17 protein-coding genes are annotated in these 15,538 nt (G+C 62.2%); 7 read left to right on the top strand and 10 right to left on the bottom strand.

Features of this window, described 5'->3' with window-relative positions:
• Positions 1–94 precede the first annotated feature (94 nt).
• The 7 genes from CQ002_RS18245 to CQ002_RS18215 form a co-directional block, all read right to left on the bottom strand.
• Positions 95–928: a phosphodiesterase gene (locus tag CQ002_RS18245; protein ID WP_034106240.1), complete on the bottom strand. Its 834-nt coding sequence runs from the start codon at positions 926–928 to the stop codon at positions 95–97.
• 9 nt (positions 929–937) lie between these two features.
• Complete coding sequence (locus CQ002_RS18240; protein WP_105162410.1) at positions 938–1,969, bottom strand: ABC transporter ATP-binding protein; 1,032 nt, start codon at positions 1,967–1,969, stop codon at positions 938–940.
• Complete coding sequence (locus CQ002_RS18235) at positions 1,966–2,760, bottom strand: ABC transporter permease (protein ID WP_105162411.1); 795 nt, start codon at positions 2,758–2,760, stop codon at positions 1,966–1,968. Before CQ002_RS18235 ends, CQ002_RS18240 begins: the two co-directional genes overlap by 4 nt.
• Positions 2,757–3,575: an iron ABC transporter permease gene (locus tag CQ002_RS18230; RefSeq protein ID WP_105162412.1), complete on the bottom strand. Its 819-nt coding sequence runs from the start codon at positions 3,573–3,575 to the stop codon at positions 2,757–2,759. Before CQ002_RS18230 ends, CQ002_RS18235 begins: the two co-directional genes overlap by 4 nt.
• On the bottom strand, positions 3,576–4,580 hold the full coding sequence (locus CQ002_RS18225) for an ABC transporter substrate-binding protein (protein WP_105162413.1): 1,005 nt from the start codon (positions 4,578–4,580) through the stop codon (positions 3,576–3,578).
• The gene (locus CQ002_RS18220) at positions 4,564–5,583 is read right to left on the bottom strand and encodes a LacI family DNA-binding transcriptional regulator (RefSeq protein ID WP_034106250.1); all 1,020 of its coding nucleotides are present in this window, start codon (positions 5,581–5,583) and stop codon (positions 4,564–4,566) included. Before CQ002_RS18220 ends, CQ002_RS18225 begins: the two co-directional genes overlap by 17 nt.
• Positions 5,584–5,759: 176 nt before the next feature.
• Entirely contained in the window at positions 5,760–6,428 is a 669-nt protein-coding gene (locus CQ002_RS18215) for a DUF2268 domain-containing putative Zn-dependent protease (RefSeq protein WP_105162414.1), read from the bottom strand.
• A 185-nt stretch (positions 6,429–6,613) separates the two neighbouring features.
• Here CQ002_RS18215 and CQ002_RS18210 point away from each other — a divergent pair, with 185 nt between their 5' ends.
• Together CQ002_RS18210 and CQ002_RS18205 are read left to right on the top strand one after the other, a co-directional pair.
• Positions 6,614–7,711 carry a carboxynorspermidine decarboxylase gene (locus CQ002_RS18210; RefSeq protein WP_034106254.1) on the top strand — a complete coding sequence of 366 codons (1,098 nt, stop codon included), beginning with the start codon at positions 6,614–6,616 and terminating at the stop codon, positions 7,709–7,711.
• A 28-nt stretch (positions 7,712–7,739) separates the two neighbouring features.
• A complete protein-coding gene (locus CQ002_RS18205; RefSeq protein WP_012724728.1) occupies positions 7,740–8,984 on the top strand; it encodes a saccharopine dehydrogenase family protein in 1,245 nt (414 codons plus the stop codon).
• A 213-nt stretch (positions 8,985–9,197) separates the two neighbouring features.
• Here CQ002_RS18205 and CQ002_RS18200 read toward each other — a convergent pair whose 3' ends face one another.
• Positions 9,198–9,977 carry an IclR family transcriptional regulator gene (locus CQ002_RS18200; protein WP_034106256.1) on the bottom strand — a complete coding sequence of 260 codons (780 nt, stop codon included), beginning with the start codon at positions 9,975–9,977 and terminating at the stop codon, positions 9,198–9,200.
• 215 nt (positions 9,978–10,192) lie between these two features.
• On the opposite strand from CQ002_RS18200, the gene CQ002_RS18195 reads away from it, so the two are divergent.
• Genes CQ002_RS18195 through CQ002_RS18180 form a run of 4 tightly spaced genes read left to right on the top strand, consistent with a single transcriptional unit; the run spans position 10,193 to position 13,654 of the window.
• Entirely contained in the window at positions 10,193–10,975 is a 783-nt protein-coding gene (locus CQ002_RS18195) for an ABC transporter substrate-binding protein (protein WP_105162415.1), read from the top strand.
• Positions 10,972–11,640, top strand: a complete 669-nt coding sequence (locus CQ002_RS18190; RefSeq protein WP_034106261.1) for an amino acid ABC transporter permease — start codon at positions 10,972–10,974, stop codon at positions 11,638–11,640. Before CQ002_RS18195 ends, CQ002_RS18190 begins: the two co-directional genes overlap by 4 nt.
• The gene (locus CQ002_RS18185; protein ID WP_105162416.1) at positions 11,637–12,389 is read left to right on the top strand and encodes an amino acid ABC transporter ATP-binding protein; all 753 of its coding nucleotides are present in this window, start codon (positions 11,637–11,639) and stop codon (positions 12,387–12,389) included. The genes CQ002_RS18190 and CQ002_RS18185 overlap by 4 nt, the downstream gene beginning before the upstream one ends.
• The gene (locus CQ002_RS18180) at positions 12,386–13,654 is read left to right on the top strand and encodes an FAD-binding oxidoreductase (RefSeq protein ID WP_105162417.1); all 1,269 of its coding nucleotides are present in this window, start codon (positions 12,386–12,388) and stop codon (positions 13,652–13,654) included. The genes CQ002_RS18185 and CQ002_RS18180 overlap by 4 nt, the downstream gene beginning before the upstream one ends.
• A gap of 134 nt (positions 13,655–13,788) precedes the next feature.
• Here the strand turns inward: CQ002_RS18180 and glsB are convergent, their stop codons facing one another.
• On the bottom strand, positions 13,789–14,697 hold the full coding sequence (gene glsB, locus CQ002_RS18175; protein WP_025856146.1) for a glutaminase B: 909 nt from the start codon (positions 14,695–14,697) through the stop codon (positions 13,789–13,791).
• Positions 14,698–14,752: 55 nt separating this feature from the next.
• A complete protein-coding gene (locus CQ002_RS18170; protein WP_034106268.1) occupies positions 14,753–15,097 on the bottom strand; it encodes a hypothetical protein in 345 nt (114 codons plus the stop codon).
• Between the two features lie 90 nt (positions 15,098–15,187).
• Between CQ002_RS18170 and CQ002_RS18165 the strand changes: the two genes are divergently transcribed.
• Positions 15,188–15,535, top strand: coding sequence for a hypothetical protein (locus CQ002_RS18165; protein ID WP_034106270.1), 348 nt, complete (start codon positions 15,188–15,190; stop codon positions 15,533–15,535).
• Positions 15,536–15,538: the final 3 nt, after the last annotated feature.

Raw genomic sequence — 15,538 nt, 5'->3', positions numbered from 1 at the left:
ATGGGCAGCAGGAAGCACACGGCCAAACTCGGGTTGGCCGGTGCGTGAACTAACGTCTAACGGCTTAGTTGAGCGAATGAACCTCCGTACAACCTCAGTCAATCAATCCATGAGCGTCATAAAACGGATACGGCCCCGGGTAGTCCCCGAACACGCCGTTGTGGCTGATCAAACCTTGTTGCGCCTCCCATCGATGCAACAAATAGCCCGCCGGCTCCAGGTTGAAATGCGCGGGCGCCGCTTCTTGCAAATCCAGCACGATCTGGTGGGAGGTGCCGGGGCACACACAACTCAGGCTGCCGCCGAAACGTCGTTGCATCGGCCGGTGCAGGTGGCCGCACAGCAGGCGCTCCACCTGCGGATGGCGAGCCACCACGCGCTCCAGCGCAGCGGCATTGATGAACGGTTCACGGTCCATATGGCCGATACCGCTGATGAACGGCGGGTGATGCAGGATCAACAGCGTCGGCGCGTCAGGACGCAGTGCCAGTTGTGCATCCAGCCACTGCAATTGGCTGTCGAGCAACTGGCCGCCGTGGCCGCCAGGAATGGTGGAGTCGAGGCCGATCAAACGCAGAGGATGCTCGTCCACCACCCAGTCCAATGGGCCCTGCGCCGAGGCAGGCAAATAGTGGTGATCACGGAACGCATCCAGCAACGGCTCGCGGCTGTCGTGGTTACCCGGCACCAGGTAGCACGGCATGTGCAGTCGAGCGAGTTCGGGATGCAACACGGCGTATTCATCGGCGCGGCCGAAGTCCACGAGGTCACCGCTGATGACCACGATATCGGGGCGCGGGTGGCTGGCGTTCAGGTGGTCGACGGCACGGCGCAGTGCGCCCAGGGTATCGACAACGCCATAGGTGAGGCGCTGGCCGGCTTTAAGATGCAGGTCGCTGATCTGCGCGACGAGGAACGGACGATTCACAATAGATTCTCAGGCATTCAGGGTGAACAACATGTGCGGCGCGACGGCCAGGGCAATCGGCGCGCCGACGGCGTACACCTGGTTGTCGCTGCTGTCGACGAGCAGCGGTTGCGGGCCGCCCACATCCACCAGCAGGCGGCTCTGCGCGCCCTGGAAAAACTGCGCCAGCAGACGCCCGTGCAGGTGCCCTTCGCTCTCCATCACCCGCAGGTGTTCGGGGCGGCAGTACAGGGTGCTGGGCAGATCGGTGCCGTGCCACGGCAACTCGCCGCCACAGACTTTCAAGCCACGGGCCGACGGCTCGATCACGGCGAAGGCATTGAGGTTGCCGACAAACCCCGCGACGAAGGCGTTGGCCGGCTTCTGGTAGATGTCCCGTGGGCTGGCCAACTGGGCGACACGGCCGTGTTCCATCACCAGGATGCGATCGCCCAGGGCCATGGCTTCGCCCTGGTCGTGGGTGACGAATACCGAGGTGATACCGAGGCCGCGCAGCAGTTCATTCAGCTCGCTGCGCAGGCGTTCGCGCAGTTGCGCATCGAGCGCTGCCAATGGCTCATCGAGCAATAACACCTTGGGGCGCGGCGCCAAGGCACGGGCCAGGGCTACGCGCTGGCGCTGGCCGCCGGAGAGTTCGTGGATGCTGCGCTTGCCGTGATTCTGCAAGCCCACCAGTTCCAGCAACTCGTCGCAGCGCTCGTTGCGCTCTGGCACCGACATACCGCGAATCTTCAAGCCGTAGACGATGTTCCCGGCCACATCCAGGTTGGGGAACAGCGCGTAGTTCTGGAACACCATGCCCACATCGCGGCGTTCGATCGGCAGGCGGGTTACGTCCTGGTCACCGAAAAACACCTGGCCCACGTCCGGGCGTTCGAGACCGGCGATCAGGCGCAAGGTCGTGGTTTTTCCACAGCCGGACGGGCCAAGGATCGCCAGGGTTTCACCGCCTTCGACGGTCAGGTTCAAGTCATGCACGGCCACGGTGCCGTCGGCGAACGCCTTGCGACAGCCCTGCAGGCGAATAGTGATAGCGGTCATCGACGCTCTCCACGGGACAAACGGGCGCTGATGGCCTGCAGCGCAATCAGCAGCGGCACGATCATCAGCAAAAAGATAAGGGTGTAGGCGCTGGCGATTTCCAGGCGCGCCGAGGCGTAGCTGTCCGCCAGGCCCACGGGCAGCGTCTTGGTCATCGGCGTGTGGAGCATCCAGGTCAGGTTGAACTCACCCAGGGACAAGGTGACCACCATCAACACACCCGCCAGGATCCCCGCGCGGCAGTTGGGCACCACCACGCTGAAAAAACGCTTGATCGGCCCGGCGCCCAGGCTCGCAGCGGCCGCCTCCAGCACTGGCAGTTGCTGGCGCTGCATCACCGCCATCACCGGGCGCACCAGGAACGGCAAGGTGAACAGCACATGGCCGACCAGGATGAACAACCAACTGCTACGGAAGCTGCCGAACTGGCCATAGGTGAGCAGCAAGGCCAGCGCACTGGCCAACCCCGGCATCGCCACCGGCAGTACCATCAGTTCTTCGAACGCGCGACTGAAGCGGTTGTTCATGCGTACCAAGGCATAGGCCGCCGGTACGCCAACCACACAGACGCATACCGCGCAGGCCAGCGCCAGTTGCAGGGACAGCCACACGGTGGGCGAATAGGCCTGCCACACCTGGACCAACCAGTCGACGGTCAAGCCACTGGACAAGCCGACGAAGAAATTACGCGTCAGCCCGGCCAACAGCGACATCACCACCGGCACGAGCATGAAGGCACACACCAGCAGGGTGAACAACAGTTGCATCACAAACAGCGATGAGCGTTTCACAGCACAGTCCCCGCGTTTTTCCCCAGCCGTCGCGTGAGCAGCAACACGGCCCAGGTCACCGCGCCGAGGACCACGGAAAGCGCAGCCGCCACGGCAAAGTTGGCGTAGTTGGTAAACACGTTGTAGATCGCCACCGGGGTGACATTCAGCCGCGTGCCTAACGTAAAGGCGGTACCGAAGGCGCCCATGGAGGTGGCAAAACAGATCGCCCCGCAGGACGCCAGCGCGGGTGCCAGGCCAGGCACAATCACATCGCACACCACCCGCCAATGTCCGGCACCCAGCGAGTGCGCGGCTTCCTCCAGTCTGCGGTCGAGGCTCTCGCACGCGGCCATCACCGTGAGGATTACCCGTGGAATCGAGAAGTACAGGTAGCCCACGAACAACCCCGCCAGCGAGTAGGCAAAAATCCAGCGCTCACCGGCCAGTTGCAGGCCCAGGGCAGCGAACAGGCCCTGGCGCCCGGCCAGCAGGATCACCAGGAAGCCCACCACGACGCCGGGAAACGCCAGCGGAAACGTCAACAACGCCACCAGCGCCGAGCGCCCGAAGAACTGCTGCCGGGCGAGGAACACACCGCTGATGCCGCCGATCACCAACGCCACCAGCGTCACCACCACCGCCAGCACCAGGGTTTGCCCCAGGCTGCCCAGGTACTGGGCGCTGCTGAGCACCTGCCAGTAACCGCTGCCGTTGCTGTCGCGGCTCTCGGCACCGAGCACCACCAAGTGCGCCAGCGGCAACAGCCAGAACGCGAGCAGCACTGCAAAGGCCGGGGCCAGCGCCCAGGCCGCCTGTCTTGCCGATGCAGCCACTTACTTGACCTCGTTCAGGTAACGGGCGGCGAAGGCTTCCTGCACAGCGGCCATTTTTTCGTAGTCCACCACGCCGGCACGCGCATAGTCGCTGTCGGGCAGGAACTGTGCGGCCACGTCCGCGGGCATTTTCATCGGGCGCACAGGACGCAGGTAAGCCTTGGCCCAGAGTGCCTGGCCTTCGTCCGACAGCACGAAGTCGAGGACTTTTTCCGCGTTGGCGCGGTGGGGTGCGTTGGCGACCAGGCTCATCACGTAAGGCACGCTGATGCTGCCTTCCTTGGGGATCACGAAGGCGACGTTGGCCTTGTCTTTGTAACGCGCACGGTAGGCGTTGAAGTCATAGTCCACCAAAATCGGCAACTCACCGGACAGCACCCGCGCATACGCCGTCTGCTTGGGCACGATGGGGGCGTTTTTCGCCAGTTTCTGGAAGTAGTCGATAGCCGGGGCGAAGTTGTCCAGGTCGCCGCCCATGGCGCGGTTGATCGCCACTGCCGAGACGTAGCCGACGAAGGCGCTGGAGGGATCGAGGTAACCGACCATGCCTTTGTACTCAGGCTTGAGCAGGTCGGCCCAGCTTTGCGGCACCGGCAAGCCACCGAGCGCGTCGACGTTGACCATGATGCCCAAGGTGCCGGAGTGAATCGCGAACCAATGGCCGGCCGGGTCTTTCAGGCCCGTGGGAATCTGCTCCCAGGCCTTGGGTTTGTAGGTACCGACCACATCGGCCTTTTGCGCCTGCAGGCCGAACGTCACGCCGTAGTACACGACGTCGGCGACCGGTGCGGCTTTTTCCGCCACCAACTGTGCCAGGGACTGGCCGGAGTTCTTGTTGTCCAGCGGCACCTGCACGCCGGTGCTGGCGGCGATGGCCTTGAGCTGGGTGCCCCAGTCGGCCCAGTCCGGCGGGCAGTTGTAGCAAATCGCGGTGTCGGCGGCCTGGGCCAGGCTGGCCGCACCGCACAGCAGCAAGGCTGCCAGGGTTTTACTGAGTGCGCGCATCAAGGGTCTCCTCATGGGGTTGGGTACTGTCGCCGGGGCGGATGTGGCACGGCAGGCAATGGGAAATCGGGGCGTTGCCGGCGATCTGCGCCAGCAACTGGTCAATCACGGTGCTGGCGAGCAGCGCAATGGGCTGCACCACGCTGCACAGGGTCGGGTGTATCTGGGTGCCGAGGCTGATACCGTCAAAGCCCATCACCGAGAGTTGTTGGGGCACGTTCCAGGCGTTGCGGCGCAATTCGGCGATCAGGCTGATTGCGAGGAAGTCGTTGGAACACACCAGCGCGGTGGGCGCGCCAGGGCCTTGGAGGAACGGCTCGATGGCCGCGAATTCGGCCTGGGTATGGGCCGGCATTTCGATCACCGGGCGGCAGTCCAAGCCCACTTCCTTCATCGCATCGCAATAGCCGGCGTAACGCAGGCGGGCACGGTCGGACTGCAACGCGGGGCCGGCGACCATGCTGATGCGTCGGTGGCCCGCCTCCAACAGATACCGGGTCGCCAATGCCATGCCGGCGCGGTTGTCGACTGACACGGCGCTGTAGTTGGGGTTGCTCGGTTGATGGTAGGCCAGCACGAACGGGGTCTGTTCGGTGTTGAGGCTGCTGAGCACGCTGTTGCTCTCGGCATCGGTGACCGTCAGCACCAGGCCGTCGACGCGCTGGCGCAGCAGTTCTTCCACCACGCTGCTTTCGCGTTCGCTGTCGTAGTCTGTGGTCGCCAGCAACAAGCTGTAGCCGCGCGCCCGAGCGGCGCGCTCCATGGCCTGGAATTGTTCGGCGAAGACCGGGTTGAGCAGGTTTGGCACCACCACACCGATCAACTGGGTGGTTTGCAGGCGCAACTGGCGACCCAACAGGTTGGGGCGAAACCCCAGCTCGCGGGCGGCGGCGAACACCTGCTCACGGGTGGCCGGGCGCACCTGCTCGGGGGAAGCGAAGGTACGGGCGGCGGTGGCGCGGGATACGCCGGCCAGCCTTGCTACGTCTTTGAGGTCAGTCATTGTCACTCGCTTGAGATCGATCTCATTGGCGAGGACAGTAGCGGTGGAATATGGCAGTCAAGTGGTGGGGAGATGACAATTTGATGTCACCGAAGGCCCGCTGCCCTGTCGTGACGGGTGGCGTTCAAAGGCAAGCCAGCTTCCACGGGGGATCGGCGGCGGTCATGAGGCTTGCTTCAGCCGCGCGTCACCAGTCCCTGCCCGGCCGCAATCGCCAGGATGTCTTGGGCAGGCACGTTAACCCAGCTCGTCGCGTCAGGCGTACCTGCGGTTGCCAACCATTGTCCGACCATCTGATACCCCAGCGCATACCCCAGCCACTTCGGCTTATCACCGGTGCCGAAGAACCAGGCGCTGTGATCGTAGTACGTCGCTGCCAGCTCACTCATATTCACCGGAGCGGCCTGCAAGGTTTCAAGGCCCAGCGCACGCTCCCATGGCTCCGGCTCATTACCGAGCAGGTGCCGTACGAACTGGCCGGCCAGGCCCTCACTGACCAGCGCTTCGCCCAGTGTCCAACCGTATCCCGGCCCGGCCATGCGCAGGCAATGATGCACCTCGTGCACGATATGCCGGTGCACCGCTCCGCCCTCAAGGCTTGCGGCGAAGTTCGGGTTATCGGGGTCCAGGGTCATGGAGAACATCGTGCTGCGAAAGGCACGCCCGACCAGGCCAAGTTCGGCGAGGGTCTCGCCGGGCAGGCGTTGGATCAACACATCCAGGCGCGGTGCGGGCAGGCATCGGGCAATGGCCTGGTAGGCGATGTCGAATTCCTGCGTCAATGCCTGGCGAAACTCGGCCAGGGAGCCCGAAGCCTCCAGCCAGTGCAGCGTCCATGCGTCCATTCTCACCTCTCGTCGTCCAAACCTGATTCCGTCACTGCAGCGGCTCATCATACCGTTGAGCTGTCATGTGCATGCTTCAGTTTAAAAGCAGCGCAGCAAAATCCGCCCACTAACCTTTCGATCTGATCCAAGTGCGGGCACAATGCGTGTCCTTTTTTGGCAGGCACCGCCGCAGGCTCTCAAAAATGATCAAAACGCCGTACTACCTCATCGATAAACAGAAGCTTCTGGTCAACATGCAGAAGATCGCCTACGTGCGCGAGCAGTCCGGCGCCAAGGCCCTGCTGGCGCTCAAGTGCTTTGCCACCTGGTCGGTGTTCGACCTGATGCAGCAATACATGGACGGCACCACCTCGTCGTCGCTGTACGAGCTCAAGCTCGGTCGCCAGAAGTTCGAAGGCGAGGCGCACGCCTACAGCGTGGCCTGGGCCGACGATGAAATCGAAGAGATGCTGGAGAACTGCGACAAGATCATCTTCAACTCCATCAGCCAGCTGCAGCGTTTTGCCGAACGCTCCGAAGGCAAGACCCGCGGCCTGCGCGTCAACCCTCAAGTGAGCAGTTCCGACTACCTGCTGGCCGACCCGGCGCGTCCGTTCAGCCGCCTGGGCGAATGGGACCCGGTGAAGATCGAAGGCGTGATCGAGCAGATCTCCGGCTTCATGTTCCACAACAACTGCGAGAACGGCGACTTCAGCCTGTTCGACAAGATGCTCGGCACCATTGAAGAGCGCTTTGGCGCGCTGCTGCACAAGGTCGAGTGGGTCAGCCTCGGCGGCGGCATCCACTTCACCGGTGAAGACTATGCCGTGGACGCTTTCTGCGCGCGCCTGAAGGCGTTCTCCGAAAAGTACGGCGTGCAGGTGTACCTGGAACCCGGCGAAGCGGCGATCACCAACAGCGCCTCCCTGGAAGTCACCGTGCTCGACACCCTCTACAACGGCAAGAACCTGGCCGTGGTAGACAGCTCCATCGAGGCTCACCTGCTGGACCTGCTGATCTACCGCCTCAACGCCAAGCTGGCGCCTAGCGATGGCGAACACACGGTCATGGTATGCGGTAAATCCTGCCTGGCCGGGGACATCTTCGGCGAGTATCAATTTGATCGTCCGCTGGCCATCGGCGATCGGCTGTCGTTCATCGACACCGCAGGCTACACCATGGTCAAGAAAAACTGGTTCAACGGCCTGAAAATGCCGTCCATCGTAGTGAAACAACTCGACGGTACAGTCGAAGTGGTTCGTGAATTTGGTTACGACGACTACCTGTCCAGCCTTTCGTAAGCTGGCGGATAAAGGAGAGATAAAGCAATTGAAAAAGAACGTTCTTATCATTGGTGCAGGAGGTGTCGCCAAGGTGGTGGCCCACAAGTGCGCGCAGCACAACGACGAACTCGGTCGTATTGCTATCGCGTCGCGCAACATCTCCAAATGCCAGGCCATCATCGACAGCGTCAAGGCCAAGGGTAGCCTCAAGGTTCCCGCCGACATCCAGGCCTTCGCGCTGAACGCTTTGGACGTGGAAGCGACCAAGGCCCTGATCCGCGAGACCGAATCGCAGATCGTCATCAACGTTGGTTCCGCATTCCTCAACATGTCGGTCTTGCGGGCCTGTATCGATACCGGCGTTGCGTACCTCGACACCGCCATCCACGAAGAGCCGGGCAAGGTCTGCGAGACCCCGCCGTGGTACGGCAACTACGAGTGGAACCACCTGGAAGAGTGCAAGCAGAAGAACATCACCGCCATCCTTGGCGTGGGCTTCGACCCGGGTGTCGTCAACGCGTATGCCGCGCTGGCGCAGCAACAGCATTTCGACCGCATTGATTCGATCGACATTCTCGACGTCAATGCCGGCTCCCATGGCAAATACTTCGCCACCAATTTCGACCCGGAAATCAACTTCCGCGAATTCACCGGACAGGTGTGGAGCTGGCAGAACAGCCAGTGGACCAGCAACACCATGTTCGAAGTCAAACGCACCGACGACCTGCCAGTCGTGGGTTCGCAGAACCTTTACCTCACCGGCCACGATGAAGTGCACTCGCTGTCGAAAAACCTCGACGTGCCCAACGTGCGTTTCTGGATGAGCTTCGGCGAACACTACATCAACGTGTTCACCGTGCTGAAAAACCTCGGCCTGCTCTCCGAAAAACCGGTCACCACCGCCGAAGGCCTGGAAGTCGTGCCGCTGAAACTGGTCAAGGCCGTGCTGCCCGACCCGTCTTCGCTCGCACCTGGCTACACCGGCAAGACCTGCATCGGCGACCTGGTCAAAGGCACCAAGAATGGCCAGCCCCACGAGATGTTCATCTACAACGTGGCGTGCCATGAAGAAGCCTTTGCCGAGACTGACAGCCAGGGCATCTCCTACACCGCAGGCGTTCCGCCAGTTGCCGCTGCGCTGCTGGTTGCCCGTGGCGAATGGGACGTGAAGCACATGGCCAACGTCGAGGAGCTGCCGGCTGAGCCGTTCCTGAAGGCGCTGGACGTGATGGGCTTGCCGACGCGGATCAAAGACGAGCACGGTGATCGGGCTTGGGATGCGATTGCCTGAACAGGCGATAGCTGACCGAACAAAAAAATGCGCCCCCAGGGGCGCATTTTTTGTTGGGGCTCACATAACTATCAAAGAACAATGAAGATCAAAATGTGGGAGCGGGCTTGCTCGCGAATGCGGTGTCTCAGTCGCCAGATGCAGTGACTGGCACACCACATTCGCGAGCAAGCCCGCTCCCACATTGAATTGGCCGTGTCCTTGAGAATGGGGCTATTCAAGATTGCGCGCCGAGTTGCTCAGCGCCCGTGAGCATTGCAAAAGCGCCGGCGCCAACTGTTTCTCCGCATCCGCCCTGCTCCACCGACTGGTCGGAGCCACCACATGCACCGCCGCCACTGGCCGGCCATGGGCGCCCAGCACCGGCGCGCCGATAGTCATGTCGCCCAGGAACAGTTCCTGGCCGTTCACCGCATACCCCTGCTCGCGCACCTGTTGCAGCGATGCCAGAATCTGGTCGACTTCAGTCAATGTCTGGCTGGTATGCGCCACGCGCTGGCTGTTCTCGATCAACACCAGCGCCTCATCCTGTGGCAACGCGCTCAAATACGCCCGCCCCGATGCCGTGCAGTACATCGGCACCCGTGAGCCAATCGGCATATGCACGGGCACGAAGCCCGCGCTGACGAACCGTGCGATATAGGTCATATCGTAGCCCGCAGGCTCGGTGAGGCACGACGTCTCGCCGGTCAATCGGGTCAATTCCGACAGGAACGGGTTGGCCACCTCGATCAACGAGTGCGCGTCAAGGTAACTGAAGCCCAGCTCCAGCACCCGAGGTGTGAGTTGGTAATGCCGGGTGCGGGAGTGTTTCCGAAGGTAACCCAGGCTCTCGAGGGTAAACACCATGCGCTGGGCCGAGCTTTTGGTCATGCCAGCCGCCTCGGCCACCTCTGCAAGGCTCATGCTGCGGCGCTGGGCGCTGAATGCCTTGAGCACCGACAGGCCTTTTTCCAGGGATTGGTTGTGCAGACTGTTGCGTTCTTCGGACATGGCGGGCTCGCGGTCAGGTCGATCAGGCGTGGCGATATTTCTACCTCAAATCACAAAAATAGACCACAAAATATCGCATATCGATACGAATGGTTCATTTTGTAGAATTTCTATACCGACATACGATTTTAAACAATCGAAATGGCACAGAGCTTGCGATTTCATCGGCAGCCGCTCGCGGTACTGACTTTCCGTTTTCCTTCTGGAGTAACCCGATGAACAGTCTTTCGCCCTTGTTTCGCCGCCTTGCCTTCGGCCTCTGCGCCACGCTCTGCGTCAGCGTCGTGCACGCCGAGAGTGCGTCCTCGTACAAAGTCGGTGCAACGGCCAGTGGTTCGCCGTTTACCTTCCTCGACATCAAGAGCAACAGCATCCAGGGCGTGATGGTTGATGTGGCCGAGGCCGTGGGCAAGGCCGGCGGTTTCACCAGCCAGATCGAGCAGACCAACTTCGCCGCGCTGATCCCCTCCCTCACGTCCGGCAAGCTCGACTTCATTTCCGCCGGCATGCTCAAGACCGAAGAACGCACCAAGGTCGTCGACTTCAGCGCCCCGGTGTACGCCTACGGCGAGGGCCTGATCATCAATGCCGACGACAACGCCGCCTACCCCGACCTCACGCCCCTCAAGGGCCAGGTCGTCGGCGTGCAGGCTGGCACGGTCTTCTACGACCAGTTGAACAGACTCGGGATCTTCAAGGAAATCCGCACCTACGACTCCATCGGCGAGATGGTCCGCGACCTGTCCCTGGGCCGCATCAAGGCGGCCGTGGGTGACCAGCCGGTGGTGGCCTACCAAATCCGCCAGAAACTGTTCAAAGGCGTGAAACTGGCCCCCGACTACACGCCCACCAACGTCGGCGAAGTGTGCCTGGTGGTGCGCAAGGGCGATGCACAAACCCTCGAACGCTTGAATACAGCCATCGCCAGCATCAAGGCCGATGGCACCCTCGACAGCATCCTCAAGAAGTGGGGGCTTGATACCCAGGTGCGCCCATGAACCCGGCTGAGTTCCTGCAAAACGCCCAGGACTTTTTGCCGATACTGCTGCAAGGCGCCTGGGTGACGATCCAGATCACCGTGCTGTCGTTCCTGCTCAGCAGCGCCATCGGCCTGGTGCTGGCGTTGCTCAAGCTGTCGCCGATCCGCGCGCTGTCGTGGACGGCGAGCACCATCATCAACGTGATCCGTGGCCTGCCGATCATCGTGCAGCTGTTCTACATCTACTTTGTGCTGCCGGACATGGGGGTGCACCTCACCGCGTTCTATGCCGGTGTGATTGGCATGGGCATCGCCTACTCGGCGTACCAGGCCGAGAACTTCCGCACCGGCATCATCGCCGTCGAACAAGGCCAGCGTGAAGCCGCCGAAGCCTTAGGGATGCGTTCGGCGCTGATGATGCGCCGGGTCATCCTGCCGCAAGCGTTTCGCATCGCCCTGCCGCCGTATGGCAACACCCTGGTAATGATGCTCAAGGACTCGTCCCTGGTATCGACCATCACCGTCGCCGAAATGACCCGCCAGGGCCAACTGATCGCTTCGTCGACCTTCCAGAACATGACCGTCTACACCCTGGTCGCCCTGCTCTACCTGCTGATGAGCCTGCCGCTGGTGTATGGCCTGCGTCGCATGGAACAGCACTTGGGCCGGAGGAAAAAAGCATGATTGAGATTCGACAATTGCAAAAGCACTACGGCAGCCACCGCGTGTTGCACGGTGTCGACCTGGACGTGGCCAAGGGTGAAGTGGTGTGCCTGATCGGCCCCTCGGGCTCGGGCAAATCCACCCTGCTGCGCTGCATCAATGCACTGGAAGCCTATGACGGCGGGCAGATCAATGTGTTCGGTGAAACCGTGCAGCGCGGCAGCAAGACCGTACACGCCCTGCGCAGCCGCATGGGCATGGTGTTCCAGCGCTTCAACCTGTTCCCGCACCGTACGGTACTGGAAAATGTGATGGAAGGTCCGGTGTACGTGAAAGGCGAACCACCCCAGCAGGTGCGCGAAGAAGCCGTGGTGCTGCTGGAAAAAGTCGGCCTTTCGGCGAAAGCCGATGCCTACCCGGAACAGCTCTCCGGCGGCCAGCAACAGCGCGTGGCTATCGCCCGCGCCCTGGCGATGAAACCTGACGCCATGCTGTTCGACGAACCGACCTCGGCCCTCGACCCGGAACTGGTCGGCGATGTACTGGCGGTGATGCGCACCCTCGCCGACGAAGGCATGACGATGATCGTGGTCACCCACGAGATGGGCTTTGCGCGGGAAGTGGCCGACCGCGTGTGCTTCCTGCATGGCGGCTACATCGTTGAAAGCGGCGCCGCCGAACAGGTACTGGGCCACCCGCAACATCCGCGGACCCAGGACTTTTTGCGGCGGGTGCTGCACCCCACGGGCGATACGCGGAGCCTGTCATGAAGTCACTGTGGTCGGCGACTGCGCCCTCGGTGGTGCCGACGCCTGCGTTGGGCGAGTCGGTGAAGGTGGATGTGGCGATTGTCGGTGCCGGCTATACGGGCCTATCGACGGCGCTGCACCTGGCCGAACGCGGCGTGAGCGTGTGCGTGCTGGAGGCCAATGAGCCCGGCTGGGGCGCGTCGGGGCGCAACGGCGGGCAGGTCAACCCCACCCTCAAATACGACCCGGAGCAACTGATGCGGCTGTTCGGGCCGGAGCGCGCCGAACCGTTGATCTCGACCGTATCGAGTTCAGCTGACCTGGTGTTCGAGCTGATCGAAAAGCACGGCATTGATTGCGCGCCGGTACGCAAGGGCTGGATGCAGGTTTCATATACCGAAAAAGGCGTCGCCGGGCTGCACGCACGCGCGGACCAGTGGGCCAGGCGCGGTGTGCCGGTGCAGCGCCTGGATGCGGCGGCGGTGGCCTCGCGCATGGGCAGCGATGCGTTTGCCGGCGGCTGGCTCGACGGCCGCGCGGGGGCGATCCAACCGCTGGCATACACCCGTGGGTTGGTGGGCGCTGCGCTGGCAGCCGGCGTACGGATTCATGGGCAAAGCGCGGTGACAGGCTTGCAGCGCCAGGGCGCTGGCTGGCAATTGCAAACGGCTTCGGGTGCACAGGTAACAGCCGAGCAAGTCGTGCTGGCCACCAATGGCTACAGCGGCAACCTGTGGCCGGGCATGGCGCAGAGCATCCTCGCGGCGAACAGTTTTATCGTCGCCACCAAACCCTTGAGCGGACGCGCGGCGGACAGCATCCTGCCAGGCCAGGAGACCGTCTCCACCGCACAAAGGCTGCTGCTGTACTTTCGCAAGGACAGCCATGGCCGTTTGCTGATGGGCGGACGCGGGCTGTTCAACGACCCCACTTCGCCCACCGATTTCGCCCATCTGGAGCGCTCGTTGGCGTTGTTGTTCCCGCAGTTGGGGCCATTGGAATTTGAATACCGTTGGGCGGGCCGCATCGCGATTACACGGGACTTCATGCCCCACGTTCACCAGCCCGCGCCAGGGCTGACCTTGGCGCTGGGTTGCAATGGCCGAGGGATCGCGTTGTGTACCAGCCTGGGGCAGCAACTGGCGGGCAAGCTGTGTGACAGCAACGCGGACTTCGCCTACCCGGTGACGCCGTTGCAGCGCTTGCCGATGCATGGGTTGCAGCGGTTTTACATTGGGGCGGGTGTTGCGTGGTATAGCCTGCTGGACCGACTCAATGTGAGCTGAACACGCCCTGACTCACACCACAAACGCATGTGTGTGTGTGGAGGGGGGCTTGCTCGGGAATGCGGTGTGTCAGTCACTGTATCGGGTACTGATCCAACGTTTTCGCGAGCAAGCGCGCTCCTACAAGGGTGTTGTCAAAACACCGACCACCCAATGCGCTCACTCAACAACTCCAACGCCTTCATCCCCGCCAGCGAGTTCCCCGCTGCATTCAACTCCGGCGACCATACGCACACCGTGAATTGCCCCGGCACCACCGCAACGATCCCGCCGCCAACCCCACTCTTGCCCGGCAAGCCCACGCGGTAGGCAAAATTCCCCGCCTCGTCATACAGCCCGCTGGTGGCCATGATCGAATTGACTTGCTTGGTTTGGCGCGCGGTGAGGACCTGTTCGCCGCTGTGGGCGCTCACGCCTTCGTTGGCCAGGAAGCTGAAGGCCCGGGCCAAGTCCAGGCAGCTCATCTGCAACGCGCAGTAGTTGAAGTAGCTGTGTAGCACCGCATCCACATCGTTGTGGAAATTGCCGAACGACTTCATCAGGTAGGCCATGGCCGCGTTGCGTGCGCCGTGCTGGGCTTCTGATTCGGCAACGACGCTGTTGACCAGGATCTGCGGGTTGCCGGACAGGCGCCGCACAAAGTCGCGCATCGACAAAATCGGCACGGCGAAACGTGATTGGTTGATGTCGCAGATGACCAGCGCGCCGGCATTGATGAACGGGTTACGCGGGCGACCGCGCTCGAATTCCAACTGCACCATGGAGTTGAAAGGCTGCCCCGAGGGCTCGTGGCCCAGGCGTTCCCAGATGGTCTCGCCGCCGTGGTCGATGGCCTGCACCAGGCTGAACACCTTGGAAATGCTCTGCACCGAGAACAGCGTGTCGGCATCACCGGCGCAATAGGCCGAACCATCGTTGCCGTACACGGCGATGCCGAGTTGGTTGGCGGGCACGTCGGCGAGTGCGGGGATGTAGTCGGCGACTTTGCCGAGGCCGATCAGTGGACGCACTTCGTCGAGGATCGACGAAAGCATCGCCTGCATGTCTTGTCCTGTCATCTGTGTTGGAATCGCTGGTAAACGGGTCGCGGAGGATACTTCAATGCGCCCGAAAGCCCCACACAATCTCGACCACGCGCTCGGCGATCACCAGGTAGACCAGGATCAACAATAACTGCAGCGCCAGGTGATAGCGCAGCTTGGCAAGCCGGCGGATTCCATCGCTGACATTCAAGAGCATCAGCAGCGTCGACAGGATGATCAGGCCCCAGCCGGCCACGCTGGAGGCAAACACCCCGATAAACAAGTCACGCTGGCCGAGCAACGTATTCGTCCCCGCCGCAAATAGCAGCGCGCACACCAGCAGGTTTTTCACGTTGTCGAAGATCTGCGTGCTCAGATCGTTTTCCAACAACGCCATATACCGTTTCCATAACGTGCGCATGGCAAGTACCGGGTAGGGATCACTCGTCAATCAAAGTAGTCCAAATGCCCGTACACTGCACCGTTGCGCTTATTCCACGAGGACTTTTGCATGAAATTGATGATCGGCCTGGCCGCCCTGCTGTTGGTATCGGCTTGCACCACGAACGCGCCCAGTACGCCCCCGGCCCAAGACGCCGCTGCGTCGACGTGCCTGGCAGGCGGCGGCACGATGAAGCAAGTCGGCAAGTTGCAGACCTGGAAGTGCATCACGCCATACAAGGACGCGGGCAAGGCGTGTACCGACTCGAGCCAGTGCGAGGGTGACTGCCAGACCAGCGTGACCACGCAAACAGGCGCCACACCCATCAGCGGCACCTGCCAGGTGGACAACAGCCACTTCGGCTGCTCGGCGACGGTGGAGAAAGGCAAGCTGGGTCGGGCGATCTGCGTGGACTAAAGG

The sequence above is a fragment of the Pseudomonas sp. MYb13 genome (assembly GCF_002980075.1).
GTDB lineage: Bacteria > Pseudomonadota > Gammaproteobacteria > Pseudomonadales > Pseudomonadaceae > Aquipseudomonas > Aquipseudomonas lurida.
This window is presented reverse-complemented; position numbering and strand designations above follow the sequence as displayed.

Excerpts from the sequence above, each read along its gene's own strand:
- CQ002_RS18190 (WP_034106261.1), top strand. The coding sequence starts at position 10,972 with ATGAACCCGGCTGAGTTCCTGCAAAACGCCCAGGACTTTTTGCCGATA.
- CQ002_RS18240 (WP_105162410.1), bottom strand. The coding sequence starts at position 1,969 with ATGACCGCTATCACTATTCGCCTGCAGGGCTGTCGCAAGGCGTTCGCC.
- CQ002_RS18165 (WP_034106270.1), top strand. The coding sequence starts at position 15,188 with ATGAAATTGATGATCGGCCTGGCCGCCCTGCTGTTGGTATCGGCTTGC.
- CQ002_RS18185 (WP_105162416.1), top strand. The coding sequence starts at position 11,637 with ATGATTGAGATTCGACAATTGCAAAAGCACTACGGCAGCCACCGCGTG.
- CQ002_RS18210 (WP_034106254.1), top strand. The coding sequence starts at position 6,614 with ATGATCAAAACGCCGTACTACCTCATCGATAAACAGAAGCTTCTGGTC.
- CQ002_RS18195 (WP_105162415.1), top strand. The coding sequence starts at position 10,193 with ATGAACAGTCTTTCGCCCTTGTTTCGCCGCCTTGCCTTCGGCCTCTGC.
- CQ002_RS18170 (WP_034106268.1), bottom strand. The coding sequence starts at position 15,097 with ATGCGCACGTTATGGAAACGGTATATGGCGTTGTTGGAAAACGATCTG.
- glsB (WP_025856146.1), bottom strand. The coding sequence starts at position 14,697 with ATGCAGGCGATGCTTTCGTCGATCCTCGACGAAGTGCGTCCACTGATC.
- CQ002_RS18215 (WP_105162414.1), bottom strand. The coding sequence starts at position 6,428 with ATGGACGCATGGACGCTGCACTGGCTGGAGGCTTCGGGCTCCCTGGCC.
- CQ002_RS18225 (WP_105162413.1), bottom strand. The coding sequence starts at position 4,580 with ATGCGCGCACTCAGTAAAACCCTGGCAGCCTTGCTGCTGTGCGGTGCG.
- CQ002_RS18180 (WP_105162417.1), top strand. The coding sequence starts at position 12,386 with ATGAAGTCACTGTGGTCGGCGACTGCGCCCTCGGTGGTGCCGACGCCT.
- CQ002_RS18220 (WP_034106250.1), bottom strand. The coding sequence starts at position 5,583 with ATGACTGACCTCAAAGACGTAGCAAGGCTGGCCGGCGTATCCCGCGCC.
- CQ002_RS18200 (WP_034106256.1), bottom strand. The coding sequence starts at position 9,977 with ATGTCCGAAGAACGCAACAGTCTGCACAACCAATCCCTGGAAAAAGGC.